Origin of the sequence: Streptomyces sp. NBC_01176 (assembly GCF_045039825.1) — a bacterium.
Taxonomy (GTDB): domain Bacteria; phylum Actinomycetota; class Actinomycetes; order Streptomycetales; family Streptomycetaceae; genus Streptomyces.
In genome coordinates, this window is record NZ_CP108600.1 from 7,401,131 (window position 1) to 7,416,914 (window position 15,784).

Annotated in this window: 18 protein-coding genes; 12 read left to right on the forward strand and 6 right to left on the reverse strand. The window is 72.5% G+C overall.

The annotated features are described in order from the left end of the window. The first annotated feature begins 181 nt into the window (after nucleotides 1-181). From OG199_RS32075 to OG199_RS32085, 3 genes are read left to right on the forward strand one after another with little or no spacing between them, the layout of a single operon-like run. The gene (locus OG199_RS32075) at nucleotides 182-937 is read left to right on the forward strand and encodes an NUDIX domain-containing protein (protein WP_356804268.1); all 756 of its coding nucleotides are present in this window, start codon (nucleotides 182-184) and stop codon (nucleotides 935-937) included. After that, the gene (locus OG199_RS32080) at nucleotides 937-1,962 is read left to right on the forward strand and encodes an ADP-ribosylglycohydrolase family protein (RefSeq protein WP_356804263.1); all 1,026 of its coding nucleotides are present in this window, start codon (nucleotides 937-939) and stop codon (nucleotides 1,960-1,962) included. The genes OG199_RS32075 and OG199_RS32080 overlap by 1 nt, the downstream gene beginning before the upstream one ends. Nucleotides 1,963-1,965: 3 nt before the next feature. Then, nucleotides 1,966-2,739: a DNA polymerase beta superfamily protein gene (locus tag OG199_RS32085; protein WP_401803040.1), complete on the forward strand. Its 774-nt coding sequence runs from the start codon at nucleotides 1,966-1,968 to the stop codon at nucleotides 2,737-2,739. Here the strand turns inward: OG199_RS32085 and OG199_RS32090 are convergent. From OG199_RS32090 to OG199_RS32105, 4 genes are all read right to left on the reverse strand, one after another. Next, a complete protein-coding gene (locus OG199_RS32090; protein ID WP_356804262.1) occupies nucleotides 2,644-3,408 on the reverse strand; it encodes a DNA polymerase beta superfamily protein in 765 nt (254 codons plus the stop codon). The genes OG199_RS32085 and OG199_RS32090 overlap by 96 nt on opposite strands. A gap of 22 nt (nucleotides 3,409-3,430) precedes the next feature. Next, nucleotides 3,431-3,868 (reverse strand): Rieske (2Fe-2S) protein, encoded by a 438-nt coding sequence (locus OG199_RS32095; protein ID WP_356804260.1) that lies wholly within the window; start codon nucleotides 3,866-3,868, stop codon nucleotides 3,431-3,433. After that, nucleotides 3,865-4,449 carry a DUF6529 family protein gene (locus OG199_RS32100; protein ID WP_405832400.1) on the reverse strand — a complete coding sequence of 195 codons (585 nt, stop codon included), beginning with the start codon at nucleotides 4,447-4,449 and terminating at the stop codon, nucleotides 3,865-3,867. The genes OG199_RS32095 and OG199_RS32100 overlap by 4 nt, the downstream gene beginning before the upstream one ends. Before the next feature lie 169 nt (nucleotides 4,450-4,618). Further along, on the reverse strand, nucleotides 4,619-5,299 hold the full coding sequence (locus OG199_RS32105; RefSeq protein WP_405832402.1) for a hypothetical protein: 681 nt from the start codon (nucleotides 5,297-5,299) through the stop codon (nucleotides 4,619-4,621). Nucleotides 5,300-5,478: 179 nt separating this feature from the next. Here OG199_RS32105 and OG199_RS32110 point away from each other — a divergent pair, with 179 nt between their 5' ends. The 6 genes from OG199_RS32110 to der all read left to right on the forward strand — a co-directional run bounded on the left by OG199_RS32110 (nucleotide 5,479) and on the right by der (nucleotide 10,561). Further along, nucleotides 5,479-5,895: a YidB family protein gene (locus OG199_RS32110; protein ID WP_356804255.1), complete on the forward strand. Its 417-nt coding sequence runs from the start codon at nucleotides 5,479-5,481 to the stop codon at nucleotides 5,893-5,895. A gap of 122 nt (nucleotides 5,896-6,017) precedes the next feature. Beyond that, nucleotides 6,018-6,380 (forward strand): chorismate mutase, encoded by a 363-nt coding sequence (gene aroH / locus OG199_RS32115; RefSeq protein WP_356804254.1) that lies wholly within the window; start codon nucleotides 6,018-6,020, stop codon nucleotides 6,378-6,380. Next, a complete protein-coding gene (locus OG199_RS32120; protein ID WP_356804253.1) occupies nucleotides 6,377-7,462 on the forward strand; it encodes a prephenate dehydrogenase in 1,086 nt (361 codons plus the stop codon). Before aroH ends, OG199_RS32120 begins: the two co-directional genes overlap by 4 nt. 166 nt (nucleotides 7,463-7,628) lie before the next feature. Beyond that, nucleotides 7,629-8,324: a (d)CMP kinase gene (gene cmk, locus OG199_RS32125; RefSeq protein WP_266698079.1), complete on the forward strand. Its 696-nt coding sequence runs from the start codon at nucleotides 7,629-7,631 to the stop codon at nucleotides 8,322-8,324. Further along, a complete protein-coding gene (locus OG199_RS32130) occupies nucleotides 8,282-8,995 on the forward strand; it encodes a lysophospholipid acyltransferase family protein (protein WP_356804251.1) in 714 nt (237 codons plus the stop codon). Before cmk ends, OG199_RS32130 begins: the two co-directional genes overlap by 43 nt. Before the next feature lie 78 nt (nucleotides 8,996-9,073). Beyond that, a complete protein-coding gene (der, locus tag OG199_RS32135; RefSeq protein WP_266698075.1) occupies nucleotides 9,074-10,561 on the forward strand; it encodes a ribosome biogenesis GTPase Der in 1,488 nt (495 codons plus the stop codon). Between the two features lie 73 nt (nucleotides 10,562-10,634). On the opposite strand, the gene OG199_RS32140 is transcribed toward der, so the two are convergent. Together OG199_RS32140 and OG199_RS32145 are read right to left on the reverse strand one after the other, a co-directional pair. After that, nucleotides 10,635-11,051, reverse strand: a complete 417-nt coding sequence (locus tag OG199_RS32140; protein ID WP_401803027.1) for a hypothetical protein — start codon at nucleotides 11,049-11,051, stop codon at nucleotides 10,635-10,637. A gap of 207 nt (nucleotides 11,052-11,258) precedes the next feature. Beyond that, entirely contained in the window at nucleotides 11,259-12,032 is a 774-nt protein-coding gene (locus OG199_RS32145; RefSeq protein WP_356809671.1) for a hypothetical protein, read from the reverse strand. A gap of 539 nt (nucleotides 12,033-12,571) precedes the next feature. On the opposite strand from OG199_RS32145, the gene OG199_RS32150 reads away from it, so the two are divergent. From OG199_RS32150 to OG199_RS32160, 3 genes are all read left to right on the forward strand, one after another. Then, nucleotides 12,572-13,276 carry a transglycosylase family protein gene (locus tag OG199_RS32150; protein ID WP_356809670.1) on the forward strand — a complete coding sequence of 235 codons (705 nt, stop codon included), beginning with the start codon at nucleotides 12,572-12,574 and terminating at the stop codon, nucleotides 13,274-13,276. Nucleotides 13,277-13,468: 192 nt separating this feature from the next. After that, nucleotides 13,469-14,335 (forward strand): hypothetical protein, encoded by an 867-nt coding sequence (locus OG199_RS32155; RefSeq protein ID WP_356809656.1) that lies wholly within the window; start codon nucleotides 13,469-13,471, stop codon nucleotides 14,333-14,335. An 87-nt stretch (nucleotides 14,336-14,422) separates the two neighbouring features. Then, nucleotides 14,423-15,460, forward strand: coding sequence for a helix-turn-helix transcriptional regulator (locus tag OG199_RS32160; protein ID WP_405832407.1), 1,038 nt, complete (start codon nucleotides 14,423-14,425; stop codon nucleotides 15,458-15,460). The last annotated feature ends 324 nt before the right edge of the window (nucleotides 15,461-15,784 follow it).

Sequence of the window (15,784 nt, forward strand, 5' to 3'; positions counted from 1 at the left end):
CCCGGCCCGGACCGTCGTGCGCCCGGCTCGGATCGGGGTGGGTTTCCGGTGCCCGGAGGGTTGTGGCCGCCCCCTCGCTCTCTTTATAGTCGTAGTGACTATTACTCGTGGTCGCGCCGAGGGGACGCGTCGCTCGGGTCGGCCGTGAGTCGCGTGGACGTGGAGGCGGGGACGGGTGGGTGTGCACGTGCGGCAGGGCCGCTCGTCCGGCGGCAGCGCGCCCGAGGGCTACGACAAGTACGCGTTCGAACCCTTCGCCGTGACCGTGGACCTGGCCGTCCTGACGATCCGCGCCGACGCGCTCGAGGTGCTGCTCGTCGAACGGGGGCAGGAGCCGTACGCGGGCCACTGGGCGCTGCCCGGCGGGTTCGTACTGCCGGCCGAGTCCGCGGAGACGGCCGCCCGGCGCGAGCTCGCCGAGGAGACCGGCCTGTCGGACGTCTCGCGGCTGCACCTGGAGCAGCTGCGGACCTACAGCGACCCCGGCCGCGACCCGAGAATGCGCGTCGTCTCCGTCGCGTTCGCCGCGCTGCTCCCCGACCCTCCCGAGCCGCACGGCGGCGGTGACGCGGCGCAGGCCCGGTGGCAGCCGTACGGCACGCCCGGTCCGCTCGCCTTCGACCACGACCGCATCCTCGCCGACGCCCACGAACGCGTCGGCGCCAAGCTCGAGTACACCTGTCTCGCCACCTCCTTCTGCGCGCCCGAGTTCACCCTCGGCGAGCTGCAGCGGGTCTACGAGACGGTGTGGGGCACCGTGCTCGACCGGCCCAACTTCCGGCGCAAGGTCCTCGCCACGCCGGGCTTCGTCGAACCGGTTCCCGGGGCCGCTCGCCTCACCGGAGGCCGCGGCAAACCCGCCGCGCTCTACCGCGCGGGCGGCGCCACCGCCCTGCACCCGCCCCTGCTGCGTCCCCCTTCGGAAGGACGGCCCTGATGACCACCACCCCGACGCTCGCGAAGCACGCCGCCACCGGGTCCCTGCTGGGCCTCGCCCTCGGCGACGCGCTGGGCTTCCCGACCGAGTTCAACGACATACCGTCGATCCTCGCCAAGTGCGGCCCCTGGCGGGAGATGGCACTGCCCAGGCCCGCGATCGTCACCGACGACACCCAGATGACGCTGGCGCTGGGGCGGGGCCTGCGCACGGCCACGGACCGCGGTCTGCTCGGCCCGCTGCGGATGGCACGGCCGGTGCGCGAGGAGTTCGTGGACTGGTACCTGTCGCCGGAGAACAACCGCGCGCCCGGTCGCACCTGCCTCGTCGCCTGCAACCTCCTGAAGGACGAGAGCCGCCCCTGGCAGGACGCCAGCCAGATCGGCTCCAAGGGGTGCGGCGCCAACATGCGGGTGGCGCCCGTGGGTCTCGTACCGGGGCTGAGCGAGGAACAGCGGGCGGGCGCCGCGCAGTTGCAGGCGGCGCTCACCCACGGCCATCCCACCGCGCTCGCCGCCTCCGACCTCACCGCGCACGCCGTCCGGCTCCTCGTGCAGGGTGCCGAGCCCGCGGAACTGGTCGGGCTGCTGCGCGCGTACGCCGAGGAGAACCGCGGCCACTACCACTCCCGTTGGCTCGGCGACCTGTGGACCCGCAGCCAGGACCCCACGCCGGAGCACTTCATCCAGCGCGGCTGGGACGAGTGCCTGGGCGCGCTGGACCGGCTCCGGGACGCCCTGCGCGCCCCCTCGCCCGAGACCGACCCCTGTCTGGCCACCGGGGAGGGCTGGATCGCCGAGGAGGCGCTCACCACCGGCCTGCTCTGCTTCCTGCTCTTCGTCGACGAGCCCGTCACCGCGCTGCGCCGGGCGGCCTGCACCTCGGGCGACTCCGACTCCATCGCCTGTCTGACGGGCGCGTTCGCGGGTGCCCACCACGGCTCGGACGTCTGGCCGACCGAGTGGGCCGACCGCATCGAATACCAGAGCGACCTCATGTCGCTGGGAGCGCTCTGGGATGCTTGACGGATGATCGACGACGTCCTGGACATCGACCTCTCCGCGGTGGTGGCGGAGCAGCCCGACCCGGTCCTGTTCGCCACCGTCTCCGGGGCACACCTGTACGGCTTCCCCTCACGCGACTCGGACGTCGACCTGCGGGGCGTGCACCTGCTGCCGGCGGCCGAACTGGTCGGGCTGCGCGAGCCGGAGGAGACCCGGTCCCGGATGTGGGACCGGGACGGTGTCGAGATGGACCTCGTCACCCATGACCTGCGCAAGTTCGTACGGCTGATGCTGCGGCGCAACGGCTATGTGCTGGAGCAGCTGCTCTCGCCCCTGGTCGTGCACACCGGCGAGGCCCACCGCGAGCTGATCTCGCTCGCCCCGGGGGTCCTCACCCGTCATCACGCCCACCACTACCGGGGGTTCGCCACGACACAGTGGCGGCTCTTCGGGAAGACCGGTGAACTCAAGCCGCTGCTCTACACGTTCCGGGTGCTGCTCACCGGCGTCCATCTGATGCGCAGCGGCGAGGTGCAGGCCGATCTGCGCGCGCTCGCCGAGGAGGCGGGCGCCCCCTCGTACCTGCCGGATCTGGTGGCGGCGAAGGCCGAGCGGGAGCACGGGGCCGCGGACGTCGACCACGCGCGCGTGGCGGACGACGTGGAGCGGCTGCACGCCCTGCTGGACGCGGCGCAGCAGGCCTCAGCGCTGCCGGACACCCCGTCCGTGCACGACGCCCTGCACGCGTTCGTCGTCCGGGTGCGCCTGGCGGACGCCGGGGTCGGCGCGACGGGCTGAGGCGCGGCGGACACCGACCAGGAAGTCCTCGACCCCGGCGTGGTCCGGCTCGGCCGGCAGCGGGCTGCGCGCGTCGGCCTCGTCCGCCTCCGCCGCCAGCCGGCTCATCCACGTCTCCACCCGGCTCCACGGGACCTCGCCCCGTTTCACGGCGAGCAGCGGTTCGCGCTGCTCGCCGACGTCGATGGTCAGGGTGCCGGTGCGCAGCAGGTCGCGGGAGGACATGAGGAGGCGGAGCAGGTGCATCGCGTGCTTCCAGCGCGGGGCGCCGTACCGGCGGACGTCGGCCTCCAGCTTTTTGCGCTGGCCCTGCGCGTAGCGGGCGAACGTCTCGTGGACCCGGCGGGAGAGGAAGGCCTCGCGCAGGGCGAGCAGTGCGCGGCCCGTGTCGTCGGCGTACTCGACGAGGGGGGAGTGGAGGCACTCCAGGATGTTCGGATTGGCGCGCAGCGCGAGGACGCAGAACCGCTCCAGCTCCCAGCTGAACTGCTCCTCGGCCGGCCCCTCGACGTGTGTCGGCGGCTTCTCGAAGCGCCAGAACAGCGGGGCCGGGGCGAGGAACACGCCCCGGCGGTCCGTGTCGCTGTCGTCGGTGGCCAGGCCGAAGGCGCGCGATCCCATCACGCAGGAATAGATCGTGTGGTCGCGCACCAGGGCCTCGGATCGCATGTCCGGGAGCCTACGTGGTGGTTCAGGCCAGGCGAATCGAGTTTCCCTCCACGGTGATCCGCTCGGCGGGCAGGGGCCTCGGGGCGGGGCCCGCCACCACCGAGGCGTCCGTGATGCGGTACTTGCTGCCGTGGCAGGGGCAGTCGATCGTGCCGTTGGCGACGGTGCTCACCGTGCAGCCCTGATGGGTGCAGATCGCCGAGAAGGCCTTGAACTCGTCCTTCGTGGGCTGGGTGACCACGATCTTGCGGTCCTTGAAGATCTTGCCGCCGCCGACCGGGATGTCGCTCGTACTGGCGAGCTCGGCGCCACCGGCGGCGCCGGACGCGGGCGGTGAGGCGGCCGGCGAGGCGGACGTCTGCGAACTGCCGCCGCCGTCACCGTACTTGCTGCACCCCACGAGCAGGGCGGCGGTCGCGCCCGTGCCGAGAACAGTGCGCCGCGCCGGGGGGTTGGTCATGTCGTCACTCCGAACGTACGGAAGAACCAGAGAGCCGACGTCAGCCAGATGACGGTGAGGACCACGAAGACGAGTCCTCCGGCCACGGGCAGCAGCCAGCCGGGCAGTCGCTCCGAGCGGAGCAGGAGCATTTTGGCACTGAATGCCCCGAAGAAGAAGCATCCCAGGGGCGAGTGCCACAGCACGCGCGGCTCGTACGTCTGGAAGCCCAGCGCGTAGAGGCAGTGCACCGCGACGGGTACCGCCACCAGGAAGGCGATCCGCCCGGACCAGCGGTGCAGGGCCGGTGCCCAGCTCGGCCCCGGCAGTCTCCCGTACACCATGAACGCCGAGACCAACTGGACGAGCGCGAAGGCGAACGCCGTGCTGGCCAGCCACGACTTCACGGCGCTCGTGCTGCTGAACCCCGCGAGATTGAAGGCGGTCCCGGTCGGGTGGTGCGTCCTGCCGTACGCGCCGAGGCCGACCGCGACCGCCGCGGCCACCAGGGCCGGGACGAGACAGCGCGCCGGGTGCGGGCGGCGGTGGGCGGGCGGGGGAGCGGGGTAGCCCTGCGTGGCGGCGTTCGGATCCGCGGTCATATCGGCTCCCTGGTCGGGAAAGGGCCGGGAAAGGGCGGGGAAGGGTCCTCGGTCGAAAAGGGATGGAGTCGAAAAGGGATGGAAAGGGTCGGGAAGGGGAGGGGAAAAGGGCGGCTCACGGGTCAGGGCGTCGAGTGGGTGGCGGGGGTCGCGGGAGTCGCCGAGCGGGTCAGGGGGTGACGGGGCGTGCGGTGAGCTTCTTTCCGTCGACCGTGACGGCGCCGGTCTCCGGGTCGATCGCGGGTGCCGCGGCGGGTTCGCCGTCGCGGTCGAGGATGCCGACCTGCCTGCCGCCGGGCAGCACGATCCAGCCGCCGTCCAGCTCGGCGCCGCGCACCGTGGCCGTCGCGCGGTAGAGCCCGGACGGTTTGACCGCCTTGTCGGCCGTGAAGGCGTAGCGCTGGCCGCCGAGGTGGACGGTGCCGCGGATCCGCCTGCCGTCCCGCAGTGTGCCGTCGAGCTTCGCGCCCTTCTTTCCGGTGAGTCTCATCCTGCCGTCGTCCTCGACGTCGCCCTTGAGCCACGACTCCTTGTCGTGGCCGTCGCAGAAGTACGCGATCGCGCGGCCGTCGCGCAGCGAGACGGCGACGGCCGAGGAGTCGTCGTCGGTGCGGCCCGCGTAGTCGGCGTTCGGCACGGGACTCGCGGACGGTGACACGGACGGTGACGGTGACGGGCTCCGCGGTGACGTGGACTGCTCGGGTGTCGCGCTCGCGGGCGGCGCGGCGGCGGGCGTCCGCGGACGGGACGACGACGCGTTCCTCACCCCCGTCGTCGCGTTGAGCGACAGCATGAACACGGCGAGGAGCAGTCCGGCGAGAAGGGTGAGCAGGGGTCCTGGGCGCTTCATACGGGCCTCCCCCGAGGCGGTCTTCTGCCATCAGAGCGGACCGGTGCCGCGGCGTCCAGAGGCGCACGGGCGCATTCTCACCACAAGTGGCGGAACGGGGTGATTCACGTGACATTGGCTGAGTCCGAGGCCGGAGGTGACCCACCCCCGGCCGCACTCTTCTTCGAAAGGCGTCGCCCATGGCGGACAACGATCTCGGCAGCCTGCTCGGCGGTCTCCTCGGCGGCGGGCAGGGCGGTGCCTCCGGCGGGGGCGACATCCTGGGCTCACTGCTCCGGTCCCTGACCAACGGCCAGGGCGGCGGCAACCCGCTGGGCGGGCTGATGGACATGCTCGCGAAGTCGGGGCTGGCGGACCAGGCGCAGTCGTGGATCGGCACCGGCGAGAACAAGCCCGTCTCCCCGGAACAGGTCGCGCGGGCGCTGCCCGCCGACACCCTCCAGGAGGTCGCCGCCCGGACCGGCGTCAGCTCGGAGAAGGCCGCGGACCAGATCGCCGAGTACCTGCCGCAGGCGGTCGACAAGCTGACCCCGGGCGGCGAGCTGCCGCGGTCCGGCGCCTCCCTGGAGGACCTCATCAAACAGCAGTCGCTCTGAACCGTGGCCGGTGGCCGGTGCGCGGTGCCCGTCTCGTCAGGCGGGCGCCGCGCACCGGCGGGTCGGCGGGCTGACTACGCTGGTGTGACAGACGTGTACGCAGATCAGCGAGGAGCATTGCCGTGGCGGTACGAGCGGTCCGGGGCGCCGTCCAACTGGAACGGGACGAGGCCGGCCACATGGAGGAGCAGGTCGGCGAGCTGCTCACCGCCGTCCTGGAACGGAACGGTCTCACCGCGGACGACCTGATCAGCGTCTGGTTCACCGCGACGCCCGATCTGCACAGCGACTTCCCGGCGGCCGCGGCCCGCAAGCTGGGCATCGTCGACGTACCGCTGATCTGCGCGCAGGAGCTGGACATCGAGGGCGCGATGCCGCGCGTCGTACGGATCCTCGCGCACATCGAGTCCGACAAGCCCCGTGCCGACATCGCGCACGTCTACCTGGGCGCCGCGGGCGCCCTGCGCAAGGACATCGCCCAGTGAGAACCGCGCTCGTCATCGGAACCGGTCTGATCGGCACGTCGGCGGCGCTCGCGCTCGCCCAGCGGGGCGTCGTCGTCCACCTCACCGACCACGACCCGGATCAGGCCCGCACGGCGGCCGCGCTCGGCGCCGGCACCGACGAGCCGCCCACCGGGCCCGTGGACCTCGCGATCGTCGCGGCCCCGCCCGCGCACGTGGCGTCGACGCTCGCGGACGCCATGCGGCGCGGGGCGGCGCGCGGATATCTCGACGTGGCGAGCGTCAAGGGCGGCCCGCGCCGCGAGCTGGAGGCCCTCGGCCTGGACCTCTCCGCGTACATCGGCACGCACCCCATGTCGGGCCGCGAGAAGTCGGGCCCGCTGGCCGCGACGGGTGACCTCTTCGAGGGCCGCCCCTGGGTCCTGACACCCACCCGGGACACGGACACCGAGGTCCTGAACCTCGCGCTGGAACTGGTGTCGCTCTGCCGGGCGCTCCCCGTCGTCATGGACGCCGACGCCCACGACCGGGCGGTCGCGCTCGTCTCGCACATGCCGCACCTGGTGTCGAGCATGGTCGCCGCGCGTCTTCAGTACGCGGAGGAGGCGGCGGTACGGCTCTGCGGGCAGGGCATCCGTGACGTGACCAGGATCGCGGCCTCGGACCCCCGGATGTGGATCGACATCCTCTCCGCGAACCCGGGACCGGTCGCCGACCTCCTCGCGGACGTCTCCGCCGACCTCGACGAGACGGTCCTGGCGCTGCGGGCCCTCCAGTCCTCCGACGAGGCCAAGCGCCGCGAGGGCGCCGGCGGCATCGAGGACATGCTGCGCCGCGGCAACGCGGGCCAGGTACGGGTCCCCGGCAAGCACGGCGCCGCCCCGTTGACGTACGAGACGGTCGCCGTCCTGATCGACGACCAGCCCGGCCAGCTGGCCCGCATCTTCGCCGACGCCGGAGCGGCCGGCGTCAACATCGAGGACGTACGCATCGAGCACGCGACGGGCCGGCAGGCCGGTCTGGTCCAGCTGATGGTCGAGCCCAAGGCGGTGCCCGTGCTGAGCGCCGCGCTGCGGGACCGGGGCTGGGCGCTGCGGCAGTAGGGCGACCGGCGGGTGCGGAGCCCTCTCCGGCGCGCGCCGGAGAGGGCCGGTGGCGGGGAGCGGCGACCGGGCCAGTAATACGGGGCCCTGGGAGCCAGTAACCTTGTCCGGGGCGCGTTCGCGTCCCGCACAGACCTCCACCCCGCACCAGGAAGGTGTCTCCACCGTGGAAAACGGCGCCGCCCGGACCGCCCCGGCAGTGATTGTCGCCATCGACGGCCCCTCCGGCACGGGCAAGTCGAGCACCTCCAAGGCAGTGGCCGCGCAGCTGGGCCTCAGCTACCTGGACACGGGCGCGCAGTACCGGGCGATCACCTGGTGGATGGTGAGCAACGGCATCGACCTCACGGACCCGACGGCGATCGCCGCCGTGGCGGGCAAGCCGGAGATCCTCTCCGGCACCGACCCGTCCGCGCCGGCCATCACGGTCGACGGGACCGACGTCGCGGGCCCGATCCGCACGCAGGAGGTCACCTCCAAGGTCAGCGCGGTCAGCGCGGTGCCCGAGGTGCGCGCCCGGATCACCGAGCTGCAGCGGTCGATCGCCGCGGGCGCGGAGGACGGCATCGTCGTCGAGGGACGGGACATCGGCACCACGGTGCTGCCCGACGCCGACCTGAAGATCTTCCTCACCGCCTCCCCGGAGGCGCGTGCCGCCCGCCGCAGCGGTGAGCTGAAGGGCGCCGACGTCAAGGCGACGCGCGAGGCCCTGCTGAAGCGGGACGCGGCCGACTCCAGCCGCAAGACCTCCCCGCTCGCCAAGGCGGACGACGCGGTCGAGGTGGACACCTCCGACCTCACCCTCCAGCAGGTCATAGAGTGCGTCGTCACCCTCGTCGAGGAGAAGCGGGCCGCCAAGTGACCGCACCCTCCGTGAGAGGCGCCGAGATCGGGCGCCGTATCGGCGTCGGCCTGATGTACGGCCTGTGGAAGCCGCGCGTGCTCGGCGCCTGGAAGGTCCCCGCGACCGGCCCGGCGATCCTCGCCGTGAACCACTCGCACAACATCGACGGCCCGATGGTCATGGGCGTGGCACCCCGGCCCACGCACTTCCTGATCAAGAAGGAAGCGTTCATCGGCCCCCTCGACCCCTTCCTGCTCGGTATCGGGCAGGTCAAGGTCGACCGCACGACCACCGACCGCACCGCGATCACCCAGGCCCTCGGCGTCCTCTCGGCGGGCGGGGTGCTCGGCATCTTCCCGGAGGGCACCCGCGGTGAGGGCGACTTCGCCTCCCTGCGCGCCGGGCTCGCCTATTTCGCGGTCCGCAGCGGCGCCCCGATCGTCCCGGTTGCGGTACTGGGAAGTTCCGACAAGAACAGCCGGTTGACCAAGGGGCTCCCGCCGCTGCGCAGCCGGGTCGACGTCGTCTTCGGAGACCCCTTCGAGGCGGGCGACGGCAGCGGGCGCCGTACGCGCAAGGCGCTCGACGAGGCGACCACGCGCATCCAGAAGCAGCTGAGCGCCCACCTGGACCACGCCAGGCGTCTGACCGGACGCCCGGAAACCGCCGGGCGCCCCACCGGGCACTAGGCGACACTTTAGTAGTGGATCACCCGATGTGCGGGCGGTCCACCGATCACCACGAATGAACGACGAGGTACGGACTTCATGAACGACCACATCCAGCCCGACGGCTCGGCCGGCCCGGCCGGGCACGAGCACGGGGCGCTTGGCGATGCCGAGTACGCGGACTTCATGGAGCTCGCCGCGGAAGAGGGCTTCGACATCGAGGACGTCGAGGGCGCGATCGACGAGGCGGGCCACGGCCCACTGCCCGTCCTCGCCGTCGTCGGCCGTCCGAACGTCGGCAAGTCGACCCTGGTGAACCGGATCATCGGCCGCCGCGAGGCCGTCGTCGAGGACAAGCCCGGTGTCACCCGCGACCGCGTCACCTACGAGGCCGAGTGGGCGGGCCGCCGCTTCAAGCTCGTCGACACCGGCGGCTGGGAGCAGGACGTCCTCGGCATCGACGCGTCCGTCGCCGCGCAGGCCGAGTACGCGATCGAGGCCGCCGACGCGGTCGTCTTCGTCGTGGACGCCAAGGTCGGCGCGACGGACACCGACGAGGCGGTCGTGCGGCTGCTGCGCAAGGCCGGCAAGCCGGTCGTGCTGTGCGCCAACAAGGTCGACGGCCCGAGCGGCGAGGCCGACGCCTCGTACCTCTGGTCCCTCGGTCTCGGCGAGCCGCACCCCGTCTCCGCGCTGCACGGCCGCGGCACCGGCGACATGCTGGACGCCGTCCTGGAGGCCCTGCCCGAGGCCCCGGCGCAGACCTTCGGCACCGCGGTGGGCGGCCCGCGCCGCATCGCCCTCATCGGCCGCCCGAACGTCGGCAAGTCCTCCCTGCTGAACAAGGTGGCGGGCGAGGACCGCGTGGTCGTCAACGAGGTCGCGGGCACCACCCGTGACCCGGTCGACGAGCTCATCGAACTCGGCGGCATCACCTGGAAGTTCGTCGACACGGCGGGCATCCGCAAGCGCGTCCACCTCCAGCAGGGCGCCGACTACTACGCCTCGCTGCGTACCGCCGCCGCCGTCGAGAAGGCCGAGGTCGCGGTCATCCTGATCGACGCGTCCGAGACCATCTCCGTCCAGGACCAGCGCATCGTCACGATGGCCGTCGAGGCGGGCCGCGCGATCGTCCTCGCCTTCAACAAGTGGGACACCCTCGACGAGGAGCGCCGCTACTACCTGGAGCGGGAGATCGAGACCGAGCTCCTCCAGGTGGCGTGGGCGCCCCGGGTGAACGTCTCGGCGCACACCGGCCGGCACATGGAGAAGCTCGTCCCCGCGATCGAGACCGCGCTGGACGGCTGGGAGACCCGGGTTCCCACCGGCCGTCTGAACGCCTTCCTCGGTGAGCTGGTCGCCGCCCACCCGCACCCGGTCCGTGGTGGCAAGCAGCCCCGCATCCTCTTCGGTACGCAGGCGGGCACCAAGCCCCCGCGGTTCGTGCTCTTCGCCTCCGGCTTCATCGAGCACGGCTACCGGCGCTTCATCGAGCGCCGGCTGCGCGAGGAGTTCGGTTTCGAGGGGACGCCGATCCACATCTCGGTCCGGGTGCGCGAGAAGCGCGGCGCCAACAAGAAGAAGTAGTCGCGACAGCGGCGACAACGGGTGAGGGGCGGCTCCCATGGGAGCCGCCCCTCACCCGTTCGCTCGTTTCCGCTCAGAGCCCCCGGCGTGGCGCGGGCGGCAGGGCGGCCGGGACGTGGACGTGGTGCATGCCCGTGCCCTGCTGCCGGCCGCCCGGCTGCCAGACGGCGGTCGCCGTCGTGGTGTGCCCCGGCGTCACACCGCCGTGGCGCGCGGAGTAGGCCCCCGCGCTGTAGGAGCTGAACGACGAGGTGTACGAGGACGATCCGTACCCGCCCGTGCCGTGCGTCAGATTCCCGAACGCCGTGAAGCCGAGCTCCTCCTCGCCGTGCCGGTCGCCGGGCAGCGCCCTGAAGGATCTGGCCCACTCGGCGTAGAGCGCGTCGTAGATCGGCGTGGCCGAGGGGTTGCCCTGGTGGTCCTGGGCCGCTCGAGCGGGCGGGATCGGCTGGAGGGACTGGCGGCGGCGGGGGGCGTCGTAGGTGTGCACGTATGTGCCAACGACCCCACCGCCCAACGGATGCGGCCGCCGCGTCGCTTTCGCAGGTCAGCGGGGACCCGGTCGCGACATCCGGGGGACATTCGACGCCCCGCGGAGGGTGCGGGCGGCCGACCGCTCAGTCATGGACGGCCGGCGCCGGCCAGGTGACCGGTGCGGTCGGCACGACCGCGGTTGCCCGCACCCCCGGGGGAGTGCTCACGTGCCGGCGAGCGGCATGGCCGCGGCCACCAGCTTCCCGTTGGCCGCGGCCTTGTCCAGCGCGTCGCGGAGCAGGTCCTCGCGGGGCTGCCGGCCGATCGAGCCGACCGGAGCCGCGAACAGCAGCACCTGCTGGTGCTTGTTGGCGGCCGCCCGCCAGCTGTCGGCGACCTGGAGCGCCTGGTGCGCCTGCCACCAGGCGACGGGCGAGCCCCCGCCGGTCCCCGGCTGGAGCACGGCGTGCAGCTGGCCCATGGCGAGCAGCACCGACCAGCCGTGCAGCACGGGCGGCACCGAGTGCAGCTGGGTCACCGGCATGAAGCCCTGCTCGATCAGGAGCGGCAGGAAGTCGTCGCCGATGTCCGTCGAACCGGGGCGGACGATGGGGCCGGTCGGTTCGACGACGAGCGCCGGGTGCAAGTCGCCGCCCAGCAGGACGAGTCCGCTGGTGACGCCGAGCACGGCCTGCTCCGGGGCGGCCTGGCCGGGCGCGCCGTCGGGGTTGATCGAGCGGACGGCGCCCTGCAGTTGCTCCTCGGTGACCTGCACGACCTGTGAGGGCAGGCAGGTTGCGTGGGCGAAGGCGAGGACGGCGGTCTCGTCGCCGATGAACAGGACGGTGCTGGTGCGCTCCTGTTCCGAGTCGCCCGGTGTGCGGCAGGACGTGCAGTCGTAACTGCCCGGGGCGTTCTCTCCGGCGAGCAGCCGGTCGGCTTCTTCGTCGCCGATCTCGGCGCGTACGTCGTCGCTGACGTCGAGCATGCGCGGCACGGGTGGCTCCTCGGGATGCGGTGCGTGGCGATGCCGGGTGGCTCCCGGCCCATGACGCCGGGGGCCCCGGCTCATGAAGATGACAACGGGCGATCTGTGGCCGGAGTCACGCCCGGAAGCGAACGGAATCGAACCATCCGACGCGCAGGGTGAACTCGGGTGCGGAATCCGTCACTCCCAGCCAACTTGGCTGGGACCCAAGGAAGTTGAACCGGTGAGGTGGGTCACAGAGCGGGAGGACGGCTGGTCGACATATCCGGAAATCAGGCAATGAAATGGGTGGCTGAAATTCGCCGATACCTGCGGTAACCATGAACTGGCCTCGAATGACAAGGAGTTGGTTGATATCGGGGCGACCGGCTCCATAGATTCCACCCCCGAGTGCAACGAGCACCACTCGGGCACGTCCGCCGGCCGCACCGCACAGTCAGCTTCGAGCACCACCGCCGGCGGACGGGGAGGAGTGCGACGACCGCGTCCTACACGCAGGGAGTCGCGCACCGCCTTGGGGGACCCCGGGTGTTTCGAGAGGGAAATACATGTCCGCATGTGCCGACAACACCCGTAAGGTCCGTACGACGACTCGTACGACGGCGGTCCTCGCCGGGGCGGCTCTGCTCGCCCCGCTCGGACTGCTCGCGGCGACCGGCAACGCCGCCGCGGCAGACAACGGAGTGTGGGACCGCATCGCCAAGTGCGAGAGCGGCGGGAACTGGCACATCAACACCGGCAACGGCTACTACGGAGGACTCCAGTTCTCCGCCGGCACCTGGCGCGCGTACGGCGGAACGGCCTACGCGTCGACCGCCGACAAGGCCTCCAAGGGCGCCCAGATAGCCATTGCCGCCAAGGTCCAGAACGCACAGGGATGGGGCGCCTGGCCCACCTGTTCGGCCCGGGCCGGAGCCTACGGAAGCGCGCCCGGGTCCTCGGGCGCCGGGTCGGCCGGAGGATCGGCCGCCACGAAGTCGACACCCAAGTCGGCGTCCAGGCAGGCGCCTTCGGCCTCCGCGTCCAAGGCGGCCCCGTCGAAGCGGGCGACGGCGCCCGCCCGCGCGTCGGGCCACACGAACCGCGACCTGTCGCGCGGCGGCCACGGCGACTACACGGTCCGCAGCGGCGACACCCTCAGCGGCATCGCGTCACGGCACGCGACCACCTGGCGGGAGATCTACGCGGCCAACCGGGCGGTCATCGGCGGTGATCCCGACCTGATCGTGCCCGGCCAGCGGCTCGACCTCTGAGCACCGCTCGTCCCAACCCCGGGCACGGGGCCCCGTCCGGTCGTCCGACCGGACGGGGCCCCGTGCCCGGCTGCTTCCCGTGGGGCCGCAGCTGTTCCCTGAGCCCTGATGTGCCGCTGGGAGGCAACCAATCGGCAGGGTCCGGGGTCTCATCACCCAAGAGGTCCACGCGAGCAAGGGACGCCCCGCATGATGACGCCGGTCCCGCGGGCCGCGCGACGGCGCGCCGACGCGGACATCGCCGTGCCCCCGTTCGCCGACTGCATCGCCGACTCCGCGGGCGGGCTGACCTTCGACGTCACCGACACCGGCGAGCCGGGCGCCGCGCTCCTCGTGCTGCGCCGCCGCGGGGGCCGCGAGGAGGTCAGGCTGCCGCTGACCCCCGCCGGGGACGGCCGGCTGCGTGCCGCCCTGCCCAGCAGCGTCCCGCTGCCCGAGGGCCGTTGGGACGCCTACGCGCAGGTGGCGGGCGGTGAACCGCGCCGCCTGGCACCCGGCGTCAACGACCTGCGCTCACTCGTCGCCCGAGTCCCCGGCGGCGCGCTCGGCCACGTCGCCGTCCGTATCCCCTACGCCTCCGGCTTCCCGGCTCCGCCCGGACAGGAGAGACCCTCGCCCCGGCACGGCCGTCTCACCGTCCGCAGCTGGCTGCGCGCCCCGCACGCGGAGGCGGTCGAACTGAGCGGCGGGGAGCGGGGCCTGGGCGTGAGCGGCCGCGTGTACGGCGTCGGACTCGCGCCGGACGCGTACGCCGAGGTGTGCCACCGGGACGTGACCGAGGCCCCGTTGCGCGCCGAAGTGGCGGTGGAGCAGACCGACTTCGGATTCGCGGTGGCGTACGACGCGCTGCGGCCCGGCGTCTGGGACCTGTGGCTGCGGCCGGCGGGGGAGCGGGGACCCCGGGTACGCGTCGCGCGGCTGCTCGACGACATCGCCGACAAGAAGACCGTCCTCCTCCATCCCAGAACCACCGTGCGGACGCCGCACGGCCCGCTGGTGGCCGGCCCCTACTACACGCGGGACAACGACCTCTCCGTGACGGTCACCCCGGCGGACTGAACACCTCCCGCACGCGCCACCGGCTCCCGTCCCCCGGGACAGCCTCGCGGACGGTGGCCGCCCACGCGGGCTGGCAGACTCGACGCCATGCTGGAGACATCGGCACGACTGCTGCGGCTGCTCTCGCTGCTGCAGGCCCACCGCGACTGGTCGGGTGCCGACCTGGCGGACCGCCTCGGCGTGACACCCCGCACGGTGCGCCGTGACGTGGACCGGCTGCGCGAGCTGGGCTATCCGGTGAACGCCAGCCCGGGCACCGGAGGCGGCTATCAGCTCGGCGCGGGCGCCGAGCTGCCGCCGCTGCTCCTGGACGACGACGAGGCGGTGGCCGTCGCGGTCGGACTGCGCACGGCCGCCGGGCAGGGCATCGAGGGCATCGGCGAGACGTCCGTACGGGCTCTCGCCAAGCTCGAACAGGTGTTGCCGAACCGGCTGCGCCGCAGGGTGAGCACCCTCAACGCCTTCACCGTGCCGATGCTGCGCGGCCCGGGGCCCTCCGATGTCGACCCGGCCGTGCTCACGGAACTCGCCAACGCCTGCCGTGACTCCGAGCGGCTGCGCTTCGAGTACCTCGACCACGGCGGCTCCCCGACCCGCCGCACCGTCGAACCGCACCGCCTGGTGTGCACCGAACGCCGCTGGTACCTGGTCGCCTGGGACGTCGACCGCGACGACTGGCGTACGTTCAGGGTGGACCGCATCACGCCGAGGCCGCCGCACGGACCGCGCTGCCCACCGCGTACCCCGCCCGCTGACGACCTGGCCGCCTATGTCTCCCGGGGCGTCTCCACGGGCGCGTACGCCGCGCACGCGGTGGTGCGGCTGTTCGTTCCCCTGGTGGAGGCCGCCGAGCGGATCTCACCGTCGGCGGGCACGCTGGAGGCCGAGGGCGACGACAGCTGCGTCCTGCGTACCGGAGCCGCGAGCCTCGACGTGATGGTGATCCACGTGATGCTGATGGGCTTCGAGTTCGAGGTGCTCGAACCGGCCGCGTTGACCGAGGCGATCAGAACGGCGCAGGGCCGGCTGTCCCGGGCACTGGAGCGGGCTCCTGGGGAATCGCCCCGGACGGGGGACGGTACGGGCCGAACACCGGGGACCGGGGGCGGAACCGGGGCGCCGTGACGGCCCGGGATCTGCGGGGGTTCTGTGTCGGAACCGTGCATTTCCTATGCGGCACCCGCTTCCGTGACACGCGGCGGAATCGGAATGCGAAGTGCGGGCCCGGCGCTGGTGCGCGCACTTTCCTCCGTGTTATTCGGAACGGGGCAAGGGCGGTCCCGAATTACGTTCGAAGGCGTGCGGTTCATCTACCGAACCGCTCGTACGTGTGACGGAGTTCGGCCGAAACGCGTGTCGTGATCCTGTGACAGAAGTGTGACCGGAGGGGTACGGGTGACACCGGGGCCCCGGTCCGCGCTTCCCCGTCGGGGGCGGGCCGCCTAACGT

What these genes read in the sequence shown, in the direction of transcription:
- OG199_RS32080 (WP_356804263.1), top strand. Translation starts at nt 937, where the DNA reads ATGACCACCACCCCGACGCTCGCGAAGCACGCCGCCACCGGGTCCCTG.
- OG199_RS32150 (WP_356809670.1), top strand. Translation starts at nt 12,572, where the DNA reads ATGTCCGCATGTGCCGACAACACCCGTAAGGTCCGTACGACGACTCGT.
- der (WP_266698075.1), top strand. Translation starts at nt 9,074, where the DNA reads ATGAACGACCACATCCAGCCCGACGGCTCGGCCGGCCCGGCCGGGCAC.
- OG199_RS32110 (WP_356804255.1), top strand. Translation starts at nt 5,479, where the DNA reads ATGGCGGACAACGATCTCGGCAGCCTGCTCGGCGGTCTCCTCGGCGGC.
- OG199_RS32095 (WP_356804260.1), bottom strand. Translation starts at nt 3,868, where the DNA reads ATGACCAACCCCCCGGCGCGGCGCACTGTTCTCGGCACGGGCGCGACC.
- OG199_RS32100 (WP_405832400.1), bottom strand. Translation starts at nt 4,449, where the DNA reads ATGACCGCGGATCCGAACGCCGCCACGCAGGGCTACCCCGCTCCCCCG.
- OG199_RS32155 (WP_356809656.1), top strand. Translation starts at nt 13,469, where the DNA reads ATGACGCCGGTCCCGCGGGCCGCGCGACGGCGCGCCGACGCGGACATC.
- OG199_RS32085 (WP_401803040.1), top strand. Translation starts at nt 1,966, where the DNA reads ATGATCGACGACGTCCTGGACATCGACCTCTCCGCGGTGGTGGCGGAG.
- OG199_RS32090 (WP_356804262.1), bottom strand. Translation starts at nt 3,408, where the DNA reads ATGCGATCCGAGGCCCTGGTGCGCGACCACACGATCTATTCCTGCGTG.
- OG199_RS32105 (WP_405832402.1), bottom strand. Translation starts at nt 5,299, where the DNA reads ATGAAGCGCCCAGGACCCCTGCTCACCCTTCTCGCCGGACTGCTCCTC.
- OG199_RS32160 (WP_405832407.1), top strand. Translation starts at nt 14,423, where the DNA reads ATGCTGGAGACATCGGCACGACTGCTGCGGCTGCTCTCGCTGCTGCAG.